This is a genomic window from Antarctobacter heliothermus, assembly GCF_002237555.1.
Lineage (GTDB): Bacteria > Pseudomonadota > Alphaproteobacteria > Rhodobacterales > Rhodobacteraceae > Antarctobacter > Antarctobacter heliothermus_B.
Genome location: NZ_CP022540.1, coordinates 1,125,160 through 1,146,308, shown reverse-complemented (window position 1 = coordinate 1,146,308; position 21,149 = coordinate 1,125,160). Strand labels below are relative to the sequence as shown.

Here is a 21,149-nt window from a genome sequence, read left to right as displayed (position 1 = left end):
ATGGAAATCCTTGTCGCAAGCGCAATTGGGGTTCTGACAACCGGCGGGGTCTACCTGATCCTGCGGCTGCGCGCCTTTCCGGTAATCTTGGGGCTGTCTCTGCTATCCTATGCCGTCAATGTTTTTCTGTTCTCGACCGGGCGGCTGGCGATCAATGCGCCGCCAATCCTGCAAAAATATGGTGACGCCACCTATACAGACCCGCTGCCACAGGCACTGGTGCTGACCGCCATCGTGATCTCATTCGGGATGACGGCGGTCTTGGTGATGTTCTCACTGGGGGCCTATCTGGAGGCCGGGAATGACACCATCGACATGAAAGACGCCGGGACGGAGGACGACGCGGTATGAATCACTGGATCATCGCCCCTGTCGTGCTGCCAGCGCTGCTGGCGCCGCTGCTTGGCTATGTCATGCGGCACGACATCGTGCTGGCGCGCGTGGCCTCTGCTGCGGGCACCGTGGCGCTCTTTTTCATCGCGCTGGGGCTGGCCTTTTGGGCGGCGGACGGCGGAACACATGTTTACCGCCTCGGCAATTGGCCCGCGCCGTTTGGGATTGTGCTGGTCCTGGACCGTCTGTCCGCCATGATGGTACTGCTGACCGCCACGCTGGCGTTGATCGTGCTCTGGCACGCCATCGCCACTGGATGGGACGCCAAGGGGCGGCATTTTCATGCGCTCTACCAGTTCCAATTGATGGGGATCTGTGGCGCGTTCTTGACCGGGGACGCCTTTAACCTGTTCGTCTTTTTCGAGGTGCTGCTGATCGCCTCTTACGGTCTGATGGTCCACAGCGGTGGCAAGGTCCGTCTACAGGCAGGTCTGCAATACTTGGTGATGAACCTTGCAGGATCGACGCTGTTTCTGTTTGCGCTGGGGACGATGTACGCAACGACCGGCACGCTCAACATGGCCGATCTGGCGGTCAAGGTGCCGCTGATGCCCGCCGATGAGGGGGCGATGGTGCGGGTGGCGGCGGTACTGCTGCTGATCGTCTTCATGATCAAGGCGGCGCTGTTTCCGGTGCAGTTCTGGCTGCCCGGCACCTACGCCAATGCACCGGCACCCGTGGCGGCGCTGTTCGCGATCATGACCAAGGTCGGCGCCTATGCGATCATCCGGCTGCACACACTGGCCTATGGGCCGCAATCCTCACCTACCGCCGGGCTGGTCGAGGAATGGCTGTTCCCCGCGGCCTTGGTCACCGTGGCCTTGGGCGCGATTGGCGTGCTGGCGGCGAAACGGTTGATGCCGCTGCTGTCCTTTTCCGTCATCGGGTCGATGGGCACGCTGATGCTGGCCGTTGCACCGCAAAGCCCCTACGCGACCGAAACCGCGCTTTACTACCTTGTACATTCGACTCTTTCCGCCGCCGCCCTATTCCTGCTGGCTGATCTGGTGATCTCGCGTCGGGGAACGGATACACTTTCCGTCCGGCCCCCGGTGCTGCAAAACGGGCTGTTTGCCGCGCTATTCTTTGGTGGGGCCATTGCCATGGCCGGGATGCCACCGCTGTCTGGCTTCCTTGGCAAACTCTTGATCCTAGACGCCCTTCGCGATCCACACCTGATGCCTTGGGCGTGGAGCGGTATTTTGCTCGGGTCGCTTGTCACCCTTGTGGGCTTTGCCCGCGCGGGCAGCATGCTGTTTTGGAAATCGACCGCAGTTATTGTGCCCGAGGGTGCCGAACCCATCGACGCCGAACCGCGCCCCGCGCCCGCCACCACGGCTGAGGTCGCGCCGACCGTGGCTCTGCTGGCGCTACTGGCCGCGCTTGCGGTGCTGGCCGGACCGGCCACTAACTACATGCGCGCCGCCGGGAATCAGTTGTTTGAGCCAGAGGGGTATATCGATGCGGTTCTGGCTCCGGTCGAAAAGCCGGAAGAACTGGACTCGCTCAAGATCGACAAACCAGACCCCCTCGCGGAAGAGGAGCACTAGGCCATGCTGAAACGCATCTTTCCCCATCCGCTGCTCAGCCTGACGCTGCTCATTGTCTGGCTGATGCTGGTGAACAAGGTTACACCCGGCAACATCTTGCTGGGTGGTGTACTGGGCATTCTGGTTCCCATTCTGACGTCTCCCTATTGGCCGGGGCGACCGGGTCTGAAGCGGCCGTTTCTGACAATCCCCTATATTTTGATCGTCTTGTGGGACATTGTTGTCGCCTCGGTCCAAGTTGCACGCATCGTTCTGTTCAAACCGCGCAGCCAGATTCATTCGCAATGGATCATTGTCCCGCTGGACCTGACCTCTCCCGAGGCGATCACGGTTCTGGCAGGCACCATCACCATGACGCCCGGAACGGTCTCTGCCCTTCTGGCGGCGGACGGTGGCAGCCTGCTGGTGCATTGTCTGCATTCGGATGATCCCGACGACGTTCGCGATGAGATCAAGACCCGCTACGAAGCCCGGCTAAAGGAGATTTTCGGATGATCACCTACGCGCTAATCTTCACCATGGGATGCTTTGGGCTGGGCTTGTTGTTCAACCTCTTGCTGGTTATCCGGGGCCCCGGTCAAGCAGACCGCGTGCTGGCACTGGACACCATGGTTATTAACGTGATCGCCCTGCTGGTCTGCTACGGCATCCTGCGCGGAACGGCGGTTTATTTTGAGGCGTCGATGCTGGTTGCCATGGTTGGCTTTGTCTCGACCGTTGCCTATTGCCGCTTCCTGCTGCGGGGGGACATCATCGAATGACGGAGATTCCGATGCTGGTTGAAATCCTCATTTCGTTCTTTCTGGTGGTCAGCGGCGTCTTTGGCCTGATCGGCTCTCTTGGCCTGCTGAAACTGACCGACACGATGCAACGCCTGCACGCGCCGACTAAGGCGACGACATTGGGCGTCGGCGGCGTTCTGATCGCCTCGATGCTGTATATGTTGCTGGTGAAGGACCACCTGTCCTTTCACGAGTTCATGATCACGCTATTCCTGTTCCTGACCGCCCCTATCGCGACTCTGTTCATCGCGCAGACGCATATTCTGATGAATCTCAAGCGCAGCGACCTTCCCGACACTGGGCGAGAGCACAGCTGGTCGATCTATGACGATCCGCCGGAACAGGCTCCATCCTCGGAAGAGACGCCAGCCGAAAGCTGAACAGCCGGTTCCATGCGAACAAAAAAGCCCGCCGAGTTTCCCCGGCGGGCTTTTTCTTTTCGTTAGAGGTCGGGCTTAGCCGATGATCGCGTTCAGCGTCGCTGAGGGGCGCATCACAGCAGCGGTCTTGGCCGCGTCGCCGTGATAGTAGCCACCCAGATCGGCGGGCTTACCCTGCGCAGCGGCCAGTTCGCTGACAATCGCCGCCTCGCCGTCGGCCAGCGCCTTGGCAATGGGTGCGAAATGCGCCGCCAGTTCCGCATCGTCCGTCTGCGCGGCAAGCGCGTCAGCCCAGTAGCGGGCGAACCAGTAGTGGCTGTCGCGGTTGTCCGGCTGTCCCACCTTGCGGCTGGGGCTGTGGCCGTGATCCAGGATACCCTGTGTGGCCGTCTCGACCGCGTCGCCCAAGATACGCGCTTTGGCGTTGCCCTTGGCGTCACCGAGGAACTTGAAGCTTTCGCCGAGTGCGCAGAACTCACCCAGGCTGTCCCAGCGCAAGTGGTTTTCCTCGACAAGTTGCTGAACGTGCTTGGGGGCAGAACCACCCGCACCAGTTTCAAACAACCCGCCGCCGTTCATCAGCTTGACGATGGACAGCATCTTGGCGCTCGTCGCCAGTTCGAGGATCGGGAACAGGTCGGTCAGGTAATCGCGCAGCACGTTGCCGGTGATGGCGATGGTGTTCTCACCCTTGGTGATCGTTTCCAACGACGCGCGCGTTGCCTCACGCGGGGCCATGATCTCGAACTTGTCGGCCACGCCCTTGGCTTCAAGGATCGGCTTGACCATGGCGATCAGCTGCGCATCGTGCGCGCGGTTTGCATCCAGCCAGAAGATCGAGCGATAGCCGGTCGCTTTCTGCCGTTCGATTGCCAGATTTACCCAATCCTCGATCGGTGCCTTGCGGGCCGAGGCCGAGCGCCAGATGTCGCCTGCTTCGACCTTGTGCGTATGCAGCACAGTACCATCGTCGAGGATCATCTTGACTGTGCCGTTTTCGGGGATCTCGAAGGTGGTCGGGTGGCTGCCGTATTCCTCGGCCTTTTGTGCCATCAAGCCAAGGTTCTGAACCGTTCCGGCGGTGGCCGGGTTCAGTTTGCCGTTGGCTTTGAAGAACTCAATCGCCTCATCATAGACCGGCGCGTAGCAGTTGTCGGGAATGACGCAGGTGGTGTCACCTTCGTTGCCATCCGGGCCCCAGCCCTTGCCGCCCGCGCGGATCAGCGCGGGCATCGAGGCGTCGATGATCACGTCTGACGGCACATGCAGGTTGGTCAGGCCTTTGTCGCTGTCGACCATATACATCGGCGGACGCGCGGCGCGAACCTCTTCGATGGCGGCCACGATCTCTGCGTTGTCCTTTACCCGGTTCAGCAGGTCACCCAGACCCGAGTTCGGGTTCACGCCCAGCGCCTTCATCTCATCGCCGAATTTTTCAAACACCGGCGCCAGCCATGCCTTGACCGCGTGGCCAAAGATGATCGGGTCAGAGACCTTCATCATGGTTGCTTTCAGGTGCAGCGAGAACAGCGTGCCGTCGGCCTTCACCTTTTCGATTTCCTGCGCCAGGAATTCGTCGAGAACCGATGCCGACATGAATGTGGCGTCAACTACGGTGCCCGCGGGGAAGGATACGCCGTCTTTCAGGACGGTTTCGCCGTTCGCGGTTTCCAGAACGATCTTGGCGGTCGCGGCCTTGGGCAGCGTCGCCGAGACTTCGTTAGCAAAGAAATCATCGCCGGGCATCGAGGCGACGCGCGTCTTGCTGTCGGCCGTCCACTCACCCATGCGGTGCGGATTGGCCTGGGCGAATTTCTTGACCGCGCCGGCGGCGCGACGGTCAGAGTTGCCTTCGCGCAAAACCGGGTTCACTGCCGACCCTTTGAGGGTGTCATACTTGGCCCGCACAGCCTTTTCTTCGTCGGTTGCGGGTGCTTCGGGGTAGTCGGGCAACGCATAGCCCTGCGATTGCAATTCCTTGACGGCAGCCACCAGCTGCGGGACCGAGGCAGAGATGTTTGGCAGCTTAATCACGTTTGCCCCGGGCGTTTTGACCAACTCACCCAGCGCGGCCAGATCGTCCGATTGACGCTGCGCTTCGGTCAGTGCCTCCGGGAAGGTGGCGATGATGCGGCCAGCCAAGCTGATGTCGCGGGTGCCGATGGATACCCCGGCGGCAGTGGCGAACTTTTGGAGGATCGGCAAAAGCGAGGCCGACGCCAGTTCCGGCGCTTCGTCAACCTTGGTGTAGATGATGTCGGGAGTCGAATCAGACATGTGTCCGGCCTTTCTGAATATGGGGGCGGGTTTGCCCCTCCTTATGCCAAGAGGGATGTCACGTCCACAGTATGCAGATGTATACAGTGTCGCATTGGGAGGTGAGCACGCGCACCTGGCACTACGGACAAGACGGGACAGATAGTACCGTCTTAAGCGACAGTTATCGGGAGCTTTTGGGCCTCGCTCCATTGTCGCGGCGACTGCCCGTACATTCGTTTGAATTCTCTGCTGAATTGAGACGGACTGACATAGCCCACTTCCAACGCCGCTTCGTTAACTGTCTTACCCTCGGCAATTTTCATCGCAGCATTGTTCAGGCGCATCGACTTTACAAACTGGATCGGTGCCATCGTCGTGACCTGCTTAAACTTGCGGTGAAACACCGCTCGGCTCATGCCCGCGCGGGTCGCCAATTCTTCTATCGAGATCGCTTCATCCAAGTGGGACGACATATGCGTGATCGCCCGTGCAATGGCATTGCCTGCGCCAAAGGCATGTCGCGCAAAGATACCCGCCTCGCCTTTTAAGATCGTATAATACAGTTCGCGCAGTCGCGCCGGTCCAAGGACCGCCGTGTCCGTTTGACTGGCTCCGAGGTGGAGTAGCCTTAGCAGCGCATCGGTAAAATCCCCATCCCACTTGACGAGTCGGATTCCTTGCGCGCGCAGGTCGCCTTTGTTCACCGGCAAGATGGCACCGGCGTTTTCCATTTCCATCGCCAGTTCGGTCATTGCGCGTGGGTCCAGCGATATGAACATGCCATAAAGTGGGTTCTCTGGCGACGCATCAGGCGTGCCCGCCTTGACGGGCATAGACATGGGGCAGCACAGGTATTGGCTGTCGCCATAGACATATCTGTGGCCGTCAAGAATAGCCTCTTTCGCCCCGCTCACGATGGCCACGATGCAGGGCTCATAGACCGCCGGGACACATGGGATCGATTGGGTCGCCCGAAACAGTCGCACCCCCTTGATGCCAGTTTCGGTCAGGCCGTCATCGTTGGTTCGGGATGCGATAAGCTGCTTGATCTGTTCTTTGCTCATGCCAAAGATCTAAACGTTCCTTTTCTGCTCTGGCAACCATCTTGATACAATCAGGCAAATATTCGCGATGATTTCGCCTGTTTGTCATCGGTCGTGGGATTTATCTGCAGGTTAAAGACAAACACGCACCCCACGCGGTCGGATGACCAGTGGACCGAAGGAGAAAAAAGATGCCAGATACGACATTCGGACTCAACGGCTGGACACCCGAACGCCTCCGTTCACTTGCGGGCAAGACTTTTGTCATCACGGGGGGCAACGCCGGTGCCGGATTTCAGGCTTGCCGCATCCTACTGTCGAAGGGTGCCAAAGTTGTGATGTTGAACCGCAGCGCCGACAAGTCCGCCGCCGCTGTCAAAGACCTGAAAAAAGAGTTTGGCACGCAGGCCAATGTCAGCTTTGTCCAAATGGATCTGGCCAATCTGGCCAGCGTCCGTACAGCCGCCGCAGAGGTCCTGAGAACAGTTCCGCAAATCGACGCGCTGCTCTGCAACGCAGCCATCGCGCAGGTACCAACCCAGAAACTGACCGTCGACGGGTTTGAAAGTCAGCTTGGTACCAACCATTGCGGTCATTTTCTGCTGTGTGGACTGCTGTTTGATCGCATCGAGAAACAGCAAGGCCGGATCGTCGTCGTTGCCAGCCTTGGCTATAACATGGGTATTAGGTCGATCCAGTTCGACGACATGAACTGGGACAAAAACTACAGCGCCAACCCGGTCTACAGTCAATCCAAGCTGGCACAGATGATGTTTGCCTATGAACTACAGGATCGCGTCAGGTCCGCTGGAAGAAAGGTGAATGTATACGTCTGTCACCCCGGTTCTTCAGCAACGTCGCTGATCAGCACCAGCGGCGGCCTTTTGACCCGATTTACTTGGTGGTTGATGACCAACTCACCCATGGTTCAGACCGCTGAAAAGGGTGCGTACCCCGAAGTCATGTGCGCCACTGAAGACAATCTTGAACAACGCGCGCTTTACGGCCCAACTGGCCGTATGGAGTTCGTCGGCCCGGTCGGCAAGAGCAAGCTGAATCCTCACGCCTATGACAAATCTGTCATGTCAAAACTGTGGGATGTGTCAGAAACGGCAACGGGTTTCAGCTGGAACCTTTAACTGCATCTGTCGCATACCTGTTCATGGGGCGAATGCGTGCCGACCACGGTCATAGTCCCCAGTTTCTTGCCCATGGCAAGTTGGTCGTGGACGCGTCTAAGCCCTAAAGGGCGCGTATCTCCGCGACCGGCATGCCTTGCTACCCTGCTTCAGGAAGTCAGGGTAGACGCCTTCTATGGCTCCCTGAACTTCGATGCCGTCATGCGGTGCCGCTCCTGTCCCAGCCAGACAGATCCCTGCTAAAGCCGAGCTACCAGATGCCGGGACAGAACTGGTATATCGCGACCCCTGACGCGCAAACTTATGCGCGCCACGCAATTTTATTCGCTTGCCTACACCATCTCAGAAGTCGAGGTTTTCCACGGCCAGCGCATTTTGCTGAATGAACTCGCGCCGGGGTTCCACCACGTCTCCCATGAGCTTGGTAAACAAATCGTCCGCCCCGGCCATGTCGTCAATTGTCACTTGCAACAGCGTTCGCGCGTCTGGGTCCAGCGTGGTTTCCCACAACTGGCTCGGGTTCATTTCACCCAAGCCTTTGTAACGCTGAAGCGAAAGACCCTTTTCGCCTTCTTCCAGGATTGCCTTCAGCAGGTCCAGAGGCCCGTGGATCAATTGCCGACGGTCTTTCCTCTCGAGCGAAGAGGGCGCACCGTAAACGTGCTGAAGGCTCTCGGTAAACGACCCGGTGCGGCGCGCCTCACCCGAACGCAACATCGGTCCGTCCAGCGTGCGTACCTCTTCGACTCCGCGCAGGATTCGCGCCAGACGAACGCCCTTGTCCTGGGTGATTCGACCCGTCCAGCCGCGTTCGTATTCCAGCGCGATCAGGTCCAACCGCGCCGCCACCTTGTCTGCCACACCCTGCAAATCAGCATCCACAGCGCCGGGCACAAAGGCCCCAGCAATGGCTGCCTGTTCCAGAATATGCCGCGGATAATGCGTCGGAAAGGCATCCAGAACCCGCCGGAGTGAGCGCGCCTCTTCCACCACGCGCACCAGATCCTGTCCGACAATCACCTCACCCGAACCAAGGTTCAGTTGCGCGCCGTCGATCCCTTGCTGCACCAGATAGTCATCCAGCGCGGTCTGATCCTTGAGATAGACCTCAGACTTGCCGCGCGCGACCTTATAGAGCGGCGGCTGGGCGATATACAGATAGCCGTGTTCGATCAGCGCCGGCATCTGCCGATAGAAGAAGGTCAGCAGCAGCGTCCGGATGTGCGCCCCGTCCACGTCCGCATCGGTCATGATGATGATCTTGTGATAGCGGATCTTCGAGATGTTGAACTCATCCCGACCGATCCCGGTACCCAGTGCCATTACAAGGTTGCCGATCTCCTGTGACCCCAGCATCCGGTCGAACCGCGCGCGTTCCACGTTCAGGATCTTGCCTCGCAGAGGCAGAATAGCCTGCGTGCGCCGATCCCGGCCAGTTTGGGCAGAGCCCCCGGCAGAGTCACCCTCGACCAGAAAGAGCTCGGTCAAAGACGGGTCTTTTTCAGAACAATCCTTCAGCTTGGCCGCGTTGAAACTGACGTCCATCGCCGTCTTGCGCCGGGTCAGTTCGCGCGCCTTGCGCGCTGCCTCACGGGCCAATGCAGCCTCGACGATTTTACCGACAATACCTTTGGCCTGTCCGGGGTTCTCCTCGAACCATTCGGACAGTTTTTCGTTCATAAGCCCCTCAACCGCGGGGCGCACCTCGGAACTGACCAGCTTATCCTTAGTCTGGCTGCTGAACTTGGGGTCCGGCACCTTGACCGACAGGACAGCGGTCAGACCTTCGCGGGCGTCATCGCCAGTAAAATTGACCTTCTCACGCTTGGCGATGCCGGATTCCTGCGCATATTTTTGGATGGTCCGGGTCAGCGCCCCCCGAAAACCCGCCAAATGCGTGCCGCCATCCCGCTGGGGGATGTTGTTGGTAAAGGGCAGGACGTTTTCATGGTAGCTGTCGTTCCACCACATGGCGACCTCAACCCCGATGCCGTCCTTTTCGCCCTCCATGTAGATCGGATCATCCATAACGGCCTGCTTGGAGCGGTCGAGGTATTTGACAAACTCCCGAACGCCACCGTCATAGTGCAACTCTGATTTCAGTGGCTCGGCGGGGCGTTCGTCCTCTAGGATGATGCGCACGCCGCTGTTGAGGAACGCCAGTTCGCGCAGCCGTTTTTCCAAAGTCTCGAACTGGTAGTCGAGGTTGGAAAACGTGCCGGTTGAGGCGAGAAAGCGCACTTCTGTCCCGGTATCGCCATGCGAGTCTCCAACAACACGCAGGTGTTCCGTTGTTTCGCCATGTTCGAACTTGGCAAAATGCTCTTTGCCATTCCGCCAGACGCGCAGTTCCAGCCAGACCGACAGCGCATTTACAACCGAAACGCCGACCCCGTGCAAACCGCCAGAGACCTTGTAGGAGTTCTGGTCAAATTTGCCGCCCGCGTGCAGCTGGGTCATGATGACCTCTGCCGCTGAAACGCCTTCTTCCGTGTGGATGTCGACCGGAATTCCGCGACCGTTGTCGCGCACCGAGACACTGCTGTCGGCGTGGATTTTCACATGGACATAGTCGGCGTGTTTGGCCAACGCTTCATCGATGCCGTTGTCCACCACCTCGTAAACCATATGATGCAGACCCGAGCCGTCATCGGTGTCACCGATGTACATGCCGGGACGTTTGCGCACCGCCTCCAAGCCTTTGAGAACTTTGATGGAATCGGCACCGTATTCATTCGGCGCCGCGGGTTGGTCGGACATCGAGCGATCCTTTGTTATTTTGGCCCAATCTATAGAGGTTTAGCGGGGGATTGTCACGCGACGGACACAATATTTGGTAACCCGCGCGCGGGCGATTCCCGCCTTTGCGCGTTCAGAAGAGATGGCCCAGAAAATCGACCTGCTCATCCTCTGGCCATGGGGCATCCATCAGCGGCAAGACCCGCAGAAACGGGCTGGCCCCTTCGACAATATCGCCTGTTCGGGCCCCAACCATCTGACAATGACGAAACGGGTTGGCAGCCGGAAGAAACCCCGCCCGATCGTACAACGCCCGGTCCCCGAATAGGATCACGAATCTGGCGCGGCTGGAATTGGCTACTGTTTTGCACCTGTCCAGCAAAGCAGTCGCATGGCCACGCCCGCGCGCCTCTGCGGCCGTTGCCACGTCACCGACACCGATCACGTCCACTACACGGTCGCCAACACGGATTGCGCGGAGAAACAGCGACATGTGCGACAACACGCGGCCCTCGCGCCAGACAAGGCGCATGTGGGGGCGTTGCTGGAAAAAACTGCGGCCCTGGTAATCCGTCGGGAAACTCTGTCGAAGGATCTCGGCAATCCGCGCCTCATCCGCTGCCGTCAGGTGCGGTTCGGCGATGACCTCAATCACGGATGTGCACGCGGGACTCGCCTGCCTCTTCGGTGACTTCAAGATACTGCGCCTGCTCGCCCAGTTCGGCAAACAGCTCTGATCCGGTGCCGGTCATCCATGCCTGTGCGCCCAGCGCGACAATCTCACCGTACAACGCGGCCCGCCGGGTTGCGTCCAGATGGGCCGCTACCTCATCCAGCAAAAGGATCGGCGACGCTCCGAAATCCTGTGCAAGCGCCCGCGCGTTGGACAGGATCAGCGAGATCAGCAAGGCTTTCTGCTCTCCGGTGGAACATTCGGCCGCAGGTACTCCTTTGGCCGCGAACACGCCGTAGAGGTCAGTTCTGTGCGGTCCGACCAACGTGCGTCCTGCCGCCATATCGCGAAAGCGGCTTTCGGCCAGCGCCTCGCGCAGATCGGTCTCGGCGGGCGGCAAGCTGCCCTCGGATTGCACCATCTCCAGATCGGCAACAGGAAAGGCTGTCTCTGCGTCGGCCTGCGCGGTTTTCAGTCGGTCAAGCGTTTCTTGCCGGTTCGTGGTCAACAAGGCACCGCTGCGCGCCATCTGTTTTTCCAGCGCTTGATACCAATGCGGGTCGCGGACACTGTCCTTGAGCAGGCGATTGCGTTCCCGCATCGCCTTTTCATAGTCCAGCGATGCCTGGGCATGGTCGGGGAAAAACGACAGGGTCAAACGATCCAGAAACCGCCGTCGCCCCTCGGCCCCTTCGATCCACAGCCGGTCCATGGCCGGAATCAGCCAGACGGTGCGGGCAATGCGGCCTAGGGCAATCTGGTTGGCGCTCTTGTCGTTAATCGTGATGCTGCGCGCGGCCCCGTCTTCGGAGGCAAAGGTTATCTCTTGAAACCCCTCCGGGCCGATCAGACCACCGGTGATTTTCCAGCCAAGGCTTTGCGGGCGGCGCGCCATGTCCGCTGCAGCAGCACGCCGCAACCCGCGCCCGGGAGAGAACAGCGAAACCGCTTCGATCAGGTTGGTCTTGCCCGCGCCATTGGGCCCGTAGATCGCTACGGGTCGAACATCAACCGCAATTTCCGCCCGTCGATGCGATCGGAAATGCGATAAACTCAGGCGGGTTAGGGCAAGCGACATGGCAAGAGACGGTTTTTCGACGAAAAACCGTCAAGCCTCATACCCGCATCGGCATCACGACGTAGACCGCGCTGGTGTCACCACCTTCGCGCATCAGAGTCGGATCGCCGGAGGAATTGAACAGGAAAACGGCGTTTTCGCGGTCCACTTGGCTGGCGATTTCCAGCAGGTATTTGGCATTGAACCCAATTTCCAGCCGCTCATCGGCATAGGCGACGGCCAGCTCCTCTTCGGCGGCCCCGCTATCCGGCGCGTTGACCGACAGGATCAAACGATCCTCGTCAAGTTGCAATTTGACTGCGCGCGAACGTTCCGAGGATACGGTTGCCACACGGTCCACTGCCTTAGCAAATTCCGATGCGTCGACTTCCAGCTTGCGAGTGTTCCCCTGCGGGATAACGCGGGTGTAATCAGGGAATGTGCCATCGATGACCTTGGAGGTCAGGGTAATTTCAGGAGTGGCAAAGCGGACCTTGGTTTCGGACACTGACACCGCGATGTCCATATCATCCTGATCCAGCAGCTTGCGCATCTCACCAACGGTTTTGCGCGGGACAATTACGCCCGGCATCTCATCAGCGCCCTGCGGCAGCGGCGCGTCGATCCGCGCCAATCTATGGCCGTCGGTGGCAACACAGCGCAGAACCTTGCCGTCTTCGCCGTCGGCCATATGCATATAGACGCCGTTCAGGTAATAGCGAGTCTCTTCGGTCGAGATGGCGAATTTCGACTTGTCGAAAAGGCGGCGCAGCACCTCTGCCTTGGCGGAAAAGTTGCAGTCATATTCCGAGGTCGCCATGACCGGGAAGTCTTCTTTCGGCAGCGTCGCCAAAGAGAAATGCGACCGGCCCGCCGACACTGACAAACGGCCCGATCCGGGATCCGCAGCCAACGTCACCAGCGCCCCGTCCGGCAACTTTCGCACGATCTCATGCAGGGTCACGGCGGAGACAGTGGTGCCGCCCGCCTTTTCGACCTGCGCCACGGCGCGGTCCAGAACCTCAATGTCCAGATCGGTAGCACGAAAGCTGACGCTCTCACCCCCGGCCTCGATCAGCACGTTGGCGAGAATCGGGATGGTGTTGCGCCTCTCGACCACTGATTGCGCTTGCGCGACTGCGCGCAAAAGCGCCGCCCGTTCCATGCTGAATTTCATCGCCCTACCCTCTCCGCACTGCCGGGACGCGCAGCCTAGCCTGCGCTGGCCAGCACTCCAAGCCGGTTTTACGGATTTGTGTTGCTCTTTTGTCTAGGCGTCAAGGCGTTGCGGCGCACCAGACCCGGCGCGCCACATATTTCCCACAACTCTGATCAGGCTTCAAGCGCCCGGCGCAGCATTTCGACGTCCTCGTCGATCTGCCCGTCTTGCTGGCGCAGTTCCTCGATCCGCCGTACCCCGTGCATGACAGTGGTGTGGTCGCGCCCACCAAAGCGCCGCCCGATCTCTGGCAAAGAACGCGAAGTCAGCTGTTTGCACAGATACATCGCCACCTGTCGAGGCCGGGCAAAGTTGCGCACCCGCTTCGGCCCGATCATGTCCGACAGACGGATGTTATAATGCTCGGCAACCTTGCGCTGGATCTCATCTATAGAAACCTTGCGTTCCGAGGCACGCAGCACATCCGCAAGGCTGTCCTGCACCAGATCCATGTTGATCGGCTTGCCAACCAGCGAGGCAAAAGCAAACAGACGTGTCAGCGCTCCTTCGAGAACACGGACATTGGTGCTGATCCGGTGCGCAAGGAATTCCAGCACTCCGTCGTCGATGTGCAGATCGGGATGCATGGCGCGATAGCCTTCGACCTTGGTCTGCAAGATCCCTAGGCGCAGTTCATAGTCGGTCGGGTGCAGATCGACGACCAAACCCGATTGCAGGCGACTGCGGATGCGGTTTTCCAGATCTTTGATCTCATCCGGCGCACGGTCGGCCGAGATGATAATCTGCTTGTTCTGATCCACCAGCGCGTTGAAGGTGTGAAAGAATTCTTCCTGCGTGCTGTCCTTGCCGGCGATGAACTGCACGTCATCGACCATCAGCACATCGACAGAGCGGAACATTTCTTTGAAATCCATCATCTTGCGTTCGCGCAGCGCCTGCACAAAGCGGTACATGAACTGTTCCGCCGACAGATACAGCACCGCCAGATGCGGATTGCGCTGGGTGAGTTCCCAGGCAATCGCGTGCATCAGGTGCGTCTTACCAAGTCCGACGCCGCCATAGAGGAACAGCGGATTGAACGATACAGGGCCACCTTCGGCCACGCGTTTCGCCGCCGCATGGGCCAGTTCGTTCGGCTTGCCCACCACAAAGGTGTCAAAGGTGAACCGACCGTCAAGCGGCGCGCCCGGCAAATTATCCCGCCCGGACGGCGGGGCCGCTCGCGCAGGTTTCGGTTGCGGCGCAGCAACTTCGGTTTCGGCCAAAGCCGATGCGACCTTGATGTCCAGCTTGCGCACGTCGTGCGACGCCCGCGACACATGCTGCAACAACAAGTCCCCATAGTTCTGTGAGACATAATTGCTGAAGAAGTTCGTAGGTGCCTGCAAGGAGACGATCCCGTCCGCGCTTGTCCCCACAAAGCGCAGCGGTTCGATCCATGTCTTGTAGTTATTATGCCCGACAGCCTTGCTGATCTGATCCTGCAAGGCCCCCCATTGGTCTTTGGTCATCTGCCAGTTTGTCCTCGTTCCACGGTCCCCACGCCGATTGACCTTCGGCGGCGAACACCCTGCAGGAGGAACAGCGATATCACCCCCTGCACAGACGCAAAGGTGGGGGAGTGAACCCCATGATATAGACCGCACAACACCCCGGATCAGTCCCATCCGACGCGTCCGAACTGCGGCCCGCTATTTCTATCCTATGGACACGGCCGGGGTTTCCCCCGAGACTCATCGATGGCCTTTCTGGCCCTTCAACAAGCATGATTGCCTGCACCCCAACAGCGCATAACAACCGGCAGCCTTGTCCCCCCTGCGATTGGTGACTCGCTTGGTGAAACTAGCAACCTTCGCCAAGACCCGGCAACCGAAACTACAGCTTGACTCGGAGTTCGGCCAAAAAGAATCTCCACTGTGATCAAATGGTTATAGATGCAAAAAGGACGCCACATAATGTAGCGTCCTTTCAAAAGTCTACTAGATATTGATCGAGCTTAGCTGACCGCTTTGACTCGTGCAGCCAGGCGCGACATCTTGCGCGACGCGGTATTCTTGTGGAAAATGCCTTTGGTAACACCGCGCATCAGTTCTGGCTGGGCGGCGCGCAAGGCAGCAGTTGCCGCCTCCTTGTCACCCGAAGCAATCGCCTCTTCTACTTTGCGCAGATAGGTGCGGATACGGGAAAGGCGTGCCTTGTTCACGGCATAGCGTTTCTCGTTCTGGCGGGCGCGTTTCTTTGCCTGGGGCGAATTGGCCATGATGATCGGTCCTGTTTTTCTGTCTGTCGACGATATTCGTTTTTCAAAGCGCAAGCCGCCGACAGATTCAGCATCCCGTGCTGAACCGATTCTTGCCAAGCGGGCATCACGCGCATGTATGACGGGCGTCTATAGTAGAGCACCCCGGGGCGGGCAAGGCTTTTCTGCCCGTCGCCCCGCGCACCCCCAAAAGGCCGACGCACAGGACATGCACAGCGCAAGCACAATCCGCGCATGCGCTGTACGGAATTTCTTTAGCGATCGCGGAACTGGGCGGTGCGCTTTTCCGAAAAGGCGGCCATGCCTTCTTTTTGGTCTTCGGTCGCAAACAGCGCGTGGAACAGGCGGCGTTCGTACAACAGCCCCTCTGCCAGCGTCGTTTCATAGGCGCGGTTTACCGCTTCCTTGCAGGCAATGGTCGAAATCAAGGATTTCTCCGCCACCTTCTCCGCGGCAGAACGTGCCTCTTCCATTAACTTCTTTGCTGGCACGACACGGCTGACAAGCCCTGCACGCTCGGCCTCTTCGGCGTCCATGAAACGCCCGGTCAGGTTCATGTCCATGGCCTTGGATTTTCCAACAAAGCGGGTCAGGCGCTGTGTCCCGCCCAAGCCGGGCATGACACCCAAGTTGATCTCGGGTTGACCGAATTTCGCGTTGTCACCGGCGATGATGAAATCGCACATCATCGCAAGTTCACAGCCGCCGCCCAGCGCATACCCCGACACGGCCGCGATGATCGGCTTTCTGGTCGAGGTGATGGCATTGCCTTCGCGTCCGAAGAAGTCCGAAAGGAACATCTCTACATAGCTTTTCTCCGACATTTCCTTGATGTCGGCACCCGCGGCAAAAGCCTTGGGTGAGCCGGTGATGATAACGCAGCGCACCTTGTCGTTCTGATCCGCATCGGCCAGCGCGTCTGACAACTCTCCCAACAGGTGAGAGTTCAGCGCATTCATGGCGTCGGGGCGGTTCAGTTTGATGGTGGCGACGTGGTCTTCTACTTCGACGATGATCGTCTCATAGGCCATGGTCTGGGGCTCCGTCCGGTTCCGTCAGGGGCCAAGCCTTAGCATTTCAGTCACATGGTTCAAGCTATCTTTGACAGGTTGGGCAATAGAAGGAAGATCGCCCCGATTGCACAATGCGCCTGACCGTATCGGTGCAGCCCTCGGATCGGCAGGGCTGTCCTTCACGCCCGTAGACGTCAAAGCTGTGCTGGAAATATCCAAGTTCTCCATCGGCTTGGCGGAAATCCCGGAGCGACGATCCGCCTGCCGCAATAGCGTCTTGCAACACCTCCCGGACCACCGGAACAAGTCCCGCAAGACGCACCTCAGAGATCTGGTTGACCTTGCGTGCGGGATGAATGCCGGTGCGAAACAAAGCCTCGCAGACATAGATATTGCCCAAACCGGCGATGTTTTTTTGATCTAGAAGTGCCGATTTGATGGGCGTTTTACGCCCCTTTAGCGCGGCAATCAGGTAAGATTCGCTGAATTCGTTGCCCAAAGGTTCCGGCCCAAGAACCGCCAACAGCGGATGGCGGTCTGCCGCCTCGGTGGTCAATAGGTCCATCGCGCCGAACCGGCGCGGATCATTGAAGGTGATCCGCGCGCCCTGCCCCATGTCCAACACCACATGGTCATGCTTTTGTGGCGCCGCGTGTTCATGCACAAACCGGCCAAGCGGATCGCCGGACACCAGCATCCGACCGGACATGCCAAGGTGGATCAGCAACGACTCTCCGGTCGACAGGTCAGCAAGGATGTATTTCGACCGCCGCCATAGCCGGTTGACCCGCGCGCCGGTCAGCCGTTCGGCCATGCGATCGGGGAACGGCCAGCGCAGATCAGGGCGGTTGACCAGCGCGCGCGCGATCTCTTGCCCCTCCATCACGGGGGCCAGCCCGCGACGGACTGTCTCGACTTCGGGCAATTCGGGCATCGTGTGGCGTCCTTCACATTGTATCACCCCGGCGGCACCCTATAAGAAAGCGGGACACAACAGGACAGCAAGACCCATGAGCGAAGACAGCGGAAAAACAACGCATTTTGGCTTTACCGAGGTACCGGAAGGCGAAAAGGCCGGTCGCGTGCAGGGGGTCTTTAGCTCGGTCGCGTCCAAGTACGACGTGATGAACGACGCGATGTCCCTTGGCATTCACCGTATTTGGAAAGATGCGATGATGGACTGGCTTGCGCCGCGTCCCGGCCAGCGCCTGCTGGATGTGGCCGGCGGCACCGGCGACATCTCTTTCCGGTTTCTCAAACGCGCAGGCCACGGCCATGCCACCGTGCTGGACCTGACCGAACCAATGCTGGTCGAGGGCCGCAAGCGAGCCGAGGCGGATGCAATGGGAGACCAGCTGAACTGGGTTGTGGGCGATGCGATGGCGCTGCCGTTTCCCGATAGCACCTTTGACGTCTACACAATCTCCTTTGGCATCCGGAACGTGACCCGCCCGCAAGAGGCGCTGAATGAGGCGTTTCGCGTGCTCCGGCCCGGCGGACGGCTGATGGTGCTGGAGTTCAGCCAGATTCCCAACGATCTGATGCAAAAGGTCTATGACCTGTATTCCTTCACCATCATCCCCCGGCTGGGACAAGTGATCGCGCAGGACCGAGACAGCTATCAATACCTCGTTGAATCTATTCGAAAATTTCCAGATCAGGAGACGTTTCTGGACATGGTGCAGCAGGCGGGGTTCGAGAACGCCAAGTACCGCAACCTGACCATGGGTGTGGCCTGTCTGCACTCTGGCTGGAAGCTCTGAGATGCGCGGACCGCACAACATCTGGCGGCTGATCCGGACAGGCGCTACACTGGAACGCACCGGCGCCATGCGCGCCGTGCTGGACGCGCTAGAGGCCCCTGCGCCGCTGCGGATTGCCGCGCGCGTTCTGGGCCGCCCGTTCCGCTGGCTCGGGGATGAGGGCGATCCGGCAATGCCGCCGGTGGTTCGGGCGCTGACGGCGCTGGGACCGGCCTACATCAAGTTTGGCCAGATCCTGTCGACTCGGCCTGACGTGGTCGGCGATGACATGGCGCAGGAATTGCGCGTTTTGCAGGACAAGCTGCCGCCCTTCCCCATCCACGAGGCCAAACGACAAGTTACCGAGGAACTCGGCGTCCCGGTAGATGACGTTTTTTCCTATTTCAGTGAACCCGTGGCCGCAGCCTCCATTGCCCAAGTCCACAAGGCGGTGCTGCATGACAGTGGTGAAACCGTTGCCGTCAAGGTATTGCGTCCGGGCGTCGAGCGCGCCTTTCAGAAAGATATCGACGCGTTTTATTTTGCCGCTTGGATGATTGAACACCTGTCGCCCGCATCCCGTCGTTTGCATCCCAAGGAAGTGATCGCGCATTTCGAAGGCGTTGTGTCAGGGGAATTGGATCTCCGACTGGAATCTGCGGCTGCCAGCGAGTTTGCTGCCAACACTGCTGATGATGCAGGATTCGCACTGCCTGCGGTCAAGTGGCCATGGTCTGGTCGTCGGGTGATGACGATGGGCTGGGTCGAGGGCGTGGCGCTGGGCGACAACGACGCGCTGGACGCGGCGGGTCACAACCGGGTCAACCTGTCAGAACGCGTGCTGCAACTGTTCCTCAACCACGCGCTGCGCGACGGGTTTTTCCACGCCGACATGCATCAGGGCAACCTGAAGGTCGCGGCTAATGGCGATATCGTCGCCTATGACTTTGGCATCATGGGCCATATCGACGAATACACCCGTCGGGTCTACGCCGAGATTCTGTTTGGTTTTATCCAGCGGGACTACAAACGCGTGGCAGAGGTACATTTCGAGGCCGGGTATGTCCCTGCGGATCGCGATGTCGATGAATTTGCCCGCGCCTTGCGCGCTGTGGGAGAGCCGATCTTTGGGATGGATGCCACGCGGATTTCGATGGGCAAACTGCTGGCCTATTTGTTCGAAGTGACCGAACGCTTTGGCATGGAGACGCGGACCGAATTGATTTTGCTGCAACGCACCATGGTAGTGGTCGAGGGGGTAGCGCGTTCACTGGACCCACGCATGAACATCTGGAAAGTCGCGCATCCCGTGGTCGAAGCCTACATCAAGGAGTCCATTGGCCCAAAGGCGGTCGCGCAAGACCTGTGGAAGACGGCTGTGGTGATGGCGCGGTTTGGTCCCAGATTGCCAAAACTCGTCGAGGCGGCACTGATACGGCAATCCCAACCGGAAACAGCAGAATCTCCAAGTCCGTGGCCCGCCCGCATAGCGTGGACCGCGCTGGGAAGCTGTCTGGGTGCCGTAGTAATGCTGTTGGTGTTGATGGCTGGTTGATCCTGAAGCATGCCAACCTGATCACGGTTTTGACCAAAGAAAAACGGCGGCTCAATGAGCCGCCGTTTTCATGAATTCTTGGACCGAATATCAGTCGGTGCCGCTGCCTGCTGCGATCGCGATGATCACAGCGATACCGCCGAGGACGGCAAGTGCGGTGAGTTCCGTATCTGCGGTCGACACGAACGGATCTTGAGTGTTTTCCTGAGCGGCCACGGGAGCGGCTGCTGCAGCTGCGATCGCTGCGGCGGCAGCAATGATCGAAAGCTTTTTCATGTTGTTCTCCAAAACTGTGCAAGCTTGGACGCAGCGCGCCCGACAGCTCTGAACGTACACACAAACCGTTTCGCGTTCAAATGACAATTGCAGGCAAGCGACCAAATCCTTGCTGCACTTGCGTAAATGCGCGTCAAATCGGCAACAAACATGCCCGTTGCTGATTTCCCTACGGTAATGTTCGGTAGATTTCTTGATTCAGAATACAAGATAAGTATTTAGATTCAGAAAGATAGGAAAAGGCACACTGATTTTACAGTTTGCCCTTACCAACAACATCTGCCTCAGCAATGATTCGCCAAAACACTGTGCGAATGTCTTTGAGGCCCGCTAGTATCGGGCTGCGCCTAGGGTAATCGGGGGTAATAAAACAAACCTACCCCCTGATCGACGGCCTTGCCGGGAAACTGGATTCTCTTCAGACTTGCGGCGCACGCAGCCCTTCAATTTGCCCAGGTTCAAGTTCAGAGCCGTCCGACAGCCTCAATTGCAGCAGGTCGCCATCCTTTCGCACTTCTTGGATTTGGCTGTAAACTTGGGCAACTTTGGTGTCGATCAACGTCTCATCCTGATAGCTCTCGACTTCGAAACGGTAGATGCCAATCGGAAGCGTGGCTCCCGATTCATCCGTGCCGGCCCAGTATACCTCTTCCTGACCAGGCTCCAAGGAGAACCGTTGAACAACGGTCCCGCTCGCATCCCGCACGACCAGGGCCGCGTCGTCGGCCTCTTGTGCATAATCAGGCCGGACGGCAACCGGAGTGCCGTTGAACAACGTCGGTGCGCGCACCAGCGCCTCCATCCCGATCCATCCGCTCAATTCTTGCAGTGCATTGCCGCTCAGGGTGGCGCTGACTTCGCGCAGCAGGTCGTTAGTGAGAACTTGCTGTTCCACCGACGAAAAGGTCGCCAGTTGCGTTGCATAGTCAGTGGAATCCACCGGGTTGAGCGGGTCCTGATTCTGAAGTTGCACGGTCAGCATTTTAAGAAACGTGTCGAAGTCCGAACTCACAGCCTGCTTGGTTTCCGTAACGACGCCCGAATCGCCGGAGGCTAGAGTCGAATTGCTACTGTAAAGCGGCGGTGTTGAGGTGATTTCGGTCATGTT

The 21,149-nt window shown here is 59.0% G+C and carries 20 protein-coding genes; 8 read left to right on the top strand and 12 right to left on the bottom strand.

Annotation, left to right across the window (positions count from 1 at the left end; all coding sequences use genetic code 11):
* The 5 genes from ANTHELSMS3_RS05465 to ANTHELSMS3_RS05445 are packed head-to-tail and all read left to right on the top strand — an operon-like array spanning position 1 to position 3,105.
* Positions 1-351, top strand: coding sequence for a Na+/H+ antiporter subunit C (locus ANTHELSMS3_RS05465; RefSeq protein ID WP_094033999.1), 351 nt, complete (start codon positions 1-3; stop codon positions 349-351).
* On the top strand, positions 348-1,943 hold the full coding sequence (locus ANTHELSMS3_RS05460) for a monovalent cation/H+ antiporter subunit D (RefSeq protein ID WP_094033998.1): 1,596 nt from the start codon (positions 348-350) through the stop codon (positions 1,941-1,943). The genes ANTHELSMS3_RS05465 and ANTHELSMS3_RS05460 overlap by 4 nt, the downstream gene beginning before the upstream one ends.
* Positions 1,944-1,946: 3 nt before the next feature.
* Positions 1,947-2,438: a Na+/H+ antiporter subunit E gene (locus ANTHELSMS3_RS05455; protein ID WP_094033997.1), complete on the top strand. Its 492-nt coding sequence runs from the start codon at positions 1,947-1,949 to the stop codon at positions 2,436-2,438.
* Positions 2,435-2,704 carry a K+/H+ antiporter subunit F gene (locus ANTHELSMS3_RS05450; RefSeq protein ID WP_094033996.1) on the top strand — a complete coding sequence of 90 codons (270 nt, stop codon included), beginning with the start codon at positions 2,435-2,437 and terminating at the stop codon, positions 2,702-2,704. The genes ANTHELSMS3_RS05455 and ANTHELSMS3_RS05450 overlap by 4 nt, the downstream gene beginning before the upstream one ends.
* Positions 2,701-3,105 carry a Na+/H+ antiporter subunit G gene (locus ANTHELSMS3_RS05445; protein WP_094033995.1) on the top strand — a complete coding sequence of 135 codons (405 nt, stop codon included), beginning with the start codon at positions 2,701-2,703 and terminating at the stop codon, positions 3,103-3,105. The genes ANTHELSMS3_RS05450 and ANTHELSMS3_RS05445 overlap by 4 nt, the downstream gene beginning before the upstream one ends.
* A gap of 75 nt (positions 3,106-3,180) precedes the next feature.
* Here the strand turns inward: ANTHELSMS3_RS05445 and ANTHELSMS3_RS05440 are convergent, their stop codons facing one another.
* Both ANTHELSMS3_RS05440 and ANTHELSMS3_RS05435 read right to left on the bottom strand, forming a co-directional pair.
* A complete protein-coding gene (locus ANTHELSMS3_RS05440; RefSeq protein WP_094033994.1) occupies positions 3,181-5,382 on the bottom strand; it encodes an NADP-dependent isocitrate dehydrogenase in 2,202 nt (733 codons plus the stop codon).
* 152 nt (positions 5,383-5,534) lie between these two features.
* Positions 5,535-6,428: an AraC family transcriptional regulator gene (locus tag ANTHELSMS3_RS05435; RefSeq protein WP_094033993.1), complete on the bottom strand. Its 894-nt coding sequence runs from the start codon at positions 6,426-6,428 to the stop codon at positions 5,535-5,537.
* A gap of 170 nt (positions 6,429-6,598) precedes the next feature.
* Between ANTHELSMS3_RS05435 and ANTHELSMS3_RS05430 the strand changes: the two genes are divergently transcribed.
* Positions 6,599-7,546, top strand: coding sequence for an SDR family oxidoreductase (locus ANTHELSMS3_RS05430; RefSeq protein ID WP_094033992.1), 948 nt, complete (start codon positions 6,599-6,601; stop codon positions 7,544-7,546).
* A 342-nt stretch (positions 7,547-7,888) separates the two neighbouring features.
* Here ANTHELSMS3_RS05430 and gyrB read toward each other — a convergent pair whose 3' ends face one another.
* The 8 genes from gyrB to mutM form a co-directional block, all read right to left on the bottom strand.
* Positions 7,889-10,306 carry a DNA topoisomerase (ATP-hydrolyzing) subunit B gene (gyrB, locus tag ANTHELSMS3_RS05425; protein ID WP_094033991.1) on the bottom strand — a complete coding sequence of 806 codons (2,418 nt, stop codon included), beginning with the start codon at positions 10,304-10,306 and terminating at the stop codon, positions 7,889-7,891.
* 112 nt (positions 10,307-10,418) lie between these two features.
* The gene (locus ANTHELSMS3_RS05420) at positions 10,419-10,940 is read right to left on the bottom strand and encodes a GNAT family N-acetyltransferase (protein ID WP_157733401.1); all 522 of its coding nucleotides are present in this window, start codon (positions 10,938-10,940) and stop codon (positions 10,419-10,421) included.
* Positions 10,933-12,036 (bottom strand): DNA replication/repair protein RecF, encoded by a 1,104-nt coding sequence (gene recF / locus ANTHELSMS3_RS05415; protein WP_094033989.1) that lies wholly within the window; start codon positions 12,034-12,036, stop codon positions 10,933-10,935. The genes ANTHELSMS3_RS05420 and recF overlap by 8 nt, the downstream gene beginning before the upstream one ends.
* Before the next feature lie 37 nt (positions 12,037-12,073).
* On the bottom strand, positions 12,074-13,192 hold the full coding sequence (gene dnaN / locus ANTHELSMS3_RS05410) for a DNA polymerase III subunit beta (protein ID WP_094033988.1): 1,119 nt from the start codon (positions 13,190-13,192) through the stop codon (positions 12,074-12,076).
* 155 nt (positions 13,193-13,347) lie between these two features.
* Positions 13,348-14,706, bottom strand: coding sequence for a chromosomal replication initiator protein DnaA (gene dnaA, locus ANTHELSMS3_RS05405; protein WP_094033987.1), 1,359 nt, complete (start codon positions 14,704-14,706; stop codon positions 13,348-13,350).
* Between the two features lie 485 nt (positions 14,707-15,191).
* Positions 15,192-15,455, bottom strand: coding sequence for a 30S ribosomal protein S20 (rpsT, locus tag ANTHELSMS3_RS05400; protein WP_094033986.1), 264 nt, complete (start codon positions 15,453-15,455; stop codon positions 15,192-15,194).
* Positions 15,456-15,709: 254 nt separating this feature from the next.
* Entirely contained in the window at positions 15,710-16,486 is a 777-nt protein-coding gene (locus tag ANTHELSMS3_RS05395) for an enoyl-CoA hydratase (RefSeq protein ID WP_094033985.1), read from the bottom strand.
* A 64-nt stretch (positions 16,487-16,550) separates the two neighbouring features.
* Positions 16,551-17,402 (bottom strand): bifunctional DNA-formamidopyrimidine glycosylase/DNA-(apurinic or apyrimidinic site) lyase, encoded by an 852-nt coding sequence (gene mutM / locus ANTHELSMS3_RS05390; RefSeq protein ID WP_094033984.1) that lies wholly within the window; start codon positions 17,400-17,402, stop codon positions 16,551-16,553.
* A 76-nt stretch (positions 17,403-17,478) separates the two neighbouring features.
* Between mutM and ubiE the strand changes: the two genes are divergently transcribed.
* Positions 17,479-18,231 (top strand): bifunctional demethylmenaquinone methyltransferase/2-methoxy-6-polyprenyl-1,4-benzoquinol methylase UbiE, encoded by a 753-nt coding sequence (ubiE, locus tag ANTHELSMS3_RS05385; protein ID WP_094033983.1) that lies wholly within the window; start codon positions 17,479-17,481, stop codon positions 18,229-18,231.
* Between the two features lies 1 nt (position 18,232).
* Positions 18,233-19,765, top strand: coding sequence for a 2-polyprenylphenol 6-hydroxylase (gene ubiB, locus ANTHELSMS3_RS05380; RefSeq protein ID WP_157733400.1), 1,533 nt, complete (start codon positions 18,233-18,235; stop codon positions 19,763-19,765).
* A 90-nt stretch (positions 19,766-19,855) separates the two neighbouring features.
* Here ubiB and ANTHELSMS3_RS05375 read toward each other — a convergent pair whose 3' ends face one another.
* A complete protein-coding gene (locus tag ANTHELSMS3_RS05375; RefSeq protein ID WP_094033982.1) occupies positions 19,856-20,041 on the bottom strand; it encodes a hypothetical protein in 186 nt (61 codons plus the stop codon).
* A 418-nt stretch (positions 20,042-20,459) separates the two neighbouring features.
* Positions 20,460-21,146 carry a flagellar hook capping FlgD N-terminal domain-containing protein gene (locus ANTHELSMS3_RS05370; RefSeq protein ID WP_094033981.1) on the bottom strand — a complete coding sequence of 229 codons (687 nt, stop codon included), beginning with the start codon at positions 21,144-21,146 and terminating at the stop codon, positions 20,460-20,462.
* Positions 21,147-21,149 lie beyond the last annotated feature (3 nt).

Excerpts from the sequence above, each read along its gene's own strand:
- ANTHELSMS3_RS05465 (WP_094033999.1), top strand. The coding sequence starts at position 1 with ATGGAAATCCTTGTCGCAAGCGCAATTGGGGTTCTGACAACCGGCGGG.
- ANTHELSMS3_RS05460 (WP_094033998.1), top strand. The coding sequence starts at position 348 with ATGAATCACTGGATCATCGCCCCTGTCGTGCTGCCAGCGCTGCTGGCG.
- ANTHELSMS3_RS05455 (WP_094033997.1), top strand. The coding sequence starts at position 1,947 with ATGCTGAAACGCATCTTTCCCCATCCGCTGCTCAGCCTGACGCTGCTC.
- ANTHELSMS3_RS05450 (WP_094033996.1), top strand. The coding sequence starts at position 2,435 with ATGATCACCTACGCGCTAATCTTCACCATGGGATGCTTTGGGCTGGGC.
- ANTHELSMS3_RS05445 (WP_094033995.1), top strand. The coding sequence starts at position 2,701 with ATGACGGAGATTCCGATGCTGGTTGAAATCCTCATTTCGTTCTTTCTG.
- ANTHELSMS3_RS05440 (WP_094033994.1), bottom strand. The coding sequence starts at position 5,382 with ATGTCTGATTCGACTCCCGACATCATCTACACCAAGGTTGACGAAGCG.
- ANTHELSMS3_RS05435 (WP_094033993.1), bottom strand. The coding sequence starts at position 6,428 with ATGAGCAAAGAACAGATCAAGCAGCTTATCGCATCCCGAACCAACGAT.
- ANTHELSMS3_RS05430 (WP_094033992.1), top strand. The coding sequence starts at position 6,599 with ATGCCAGATACGACATTCGGACTCAACGGCTGGACACCCGAACGCCTC.
- gyrB (WP_094033991.1), bottom strand. The coding sequence starts at position 10,306 with ATGTCCGACCAACCCGCGGCGCCGAATGAATACGGTGCCGATTCCATC.
- recF (WP_094033989.1), bottom strand. The coding sequence starts at position 12,036 with ATGTCGCTTGCCCTAACCCGCCTGAGTTTATCGCATTTCCGATCGCAT.
- dnaN (WP_094033988.1), bottom strand. The coding sequence starts at position 13,192 with ATGAAATTCAGCATGGAACGGGCGGCGCTTTTGCGCGCAGTCGCGCAA.
- dnaA (WP_094033987.1), bottom strand. The coding sequence starts at position 14,706 with ATGACCAAAGACCAATGGGGGGCCTTGCAGGATCAGATCAGCAAGGCT.
- rpsT (WP_094033986.1), bottom strand. The coding sequence starts at position 15,455 with ATGGCCAATTCGCCCCAGGCAAAGAAACGCGCCCGCCAGAACGAGAAA.
- ANTHELSMS3_RS05395 (WP_094033985.1), bottom strand. The coding sequence starts at position 16,486 with ATGGCCTATGAGACGATCATCGTCGAAGTAGAAGACCACGTCGCCACC.
- mutM (WP_094033984.1), bottom strand. The coding sequence starts at position 17,402 with ATGCCCGAATTGCCCGAAGTCGAGACAGTCCGTCGCGGGCTGGCCCCC.
- ubiE (WP_094033983.1), top strand. The coding sequence starts at position 17,479 with ATGAGCGAAGACAGCGGAAAAACAACGCATTTTGGCTTTACCGAGGTA.
- ubiB (WP_157733400.1), top strand. The coding sequence starts at position 18,233 with ATGCGCGGACCGCACAACATCTGGCGGCTGATCCGGACAGGCGCTACA.
- ANTHELSMS3_RS05375 (WP_094033982.1), bottom strand. The coding sequence starts at position 20,041 with ATGAAAAAGCTTTCGATCATTGCTGCCGCCGCAGCGATCGCAGCTGCA.
- ANTHELSMS3_RS05370 (WP_094033981.1), bottom strand. The coding sequence starts at position 21,146 with ATGACCGAAATCACCTCAACACCGCCGCTTTACAGTAGCAATTCGACT.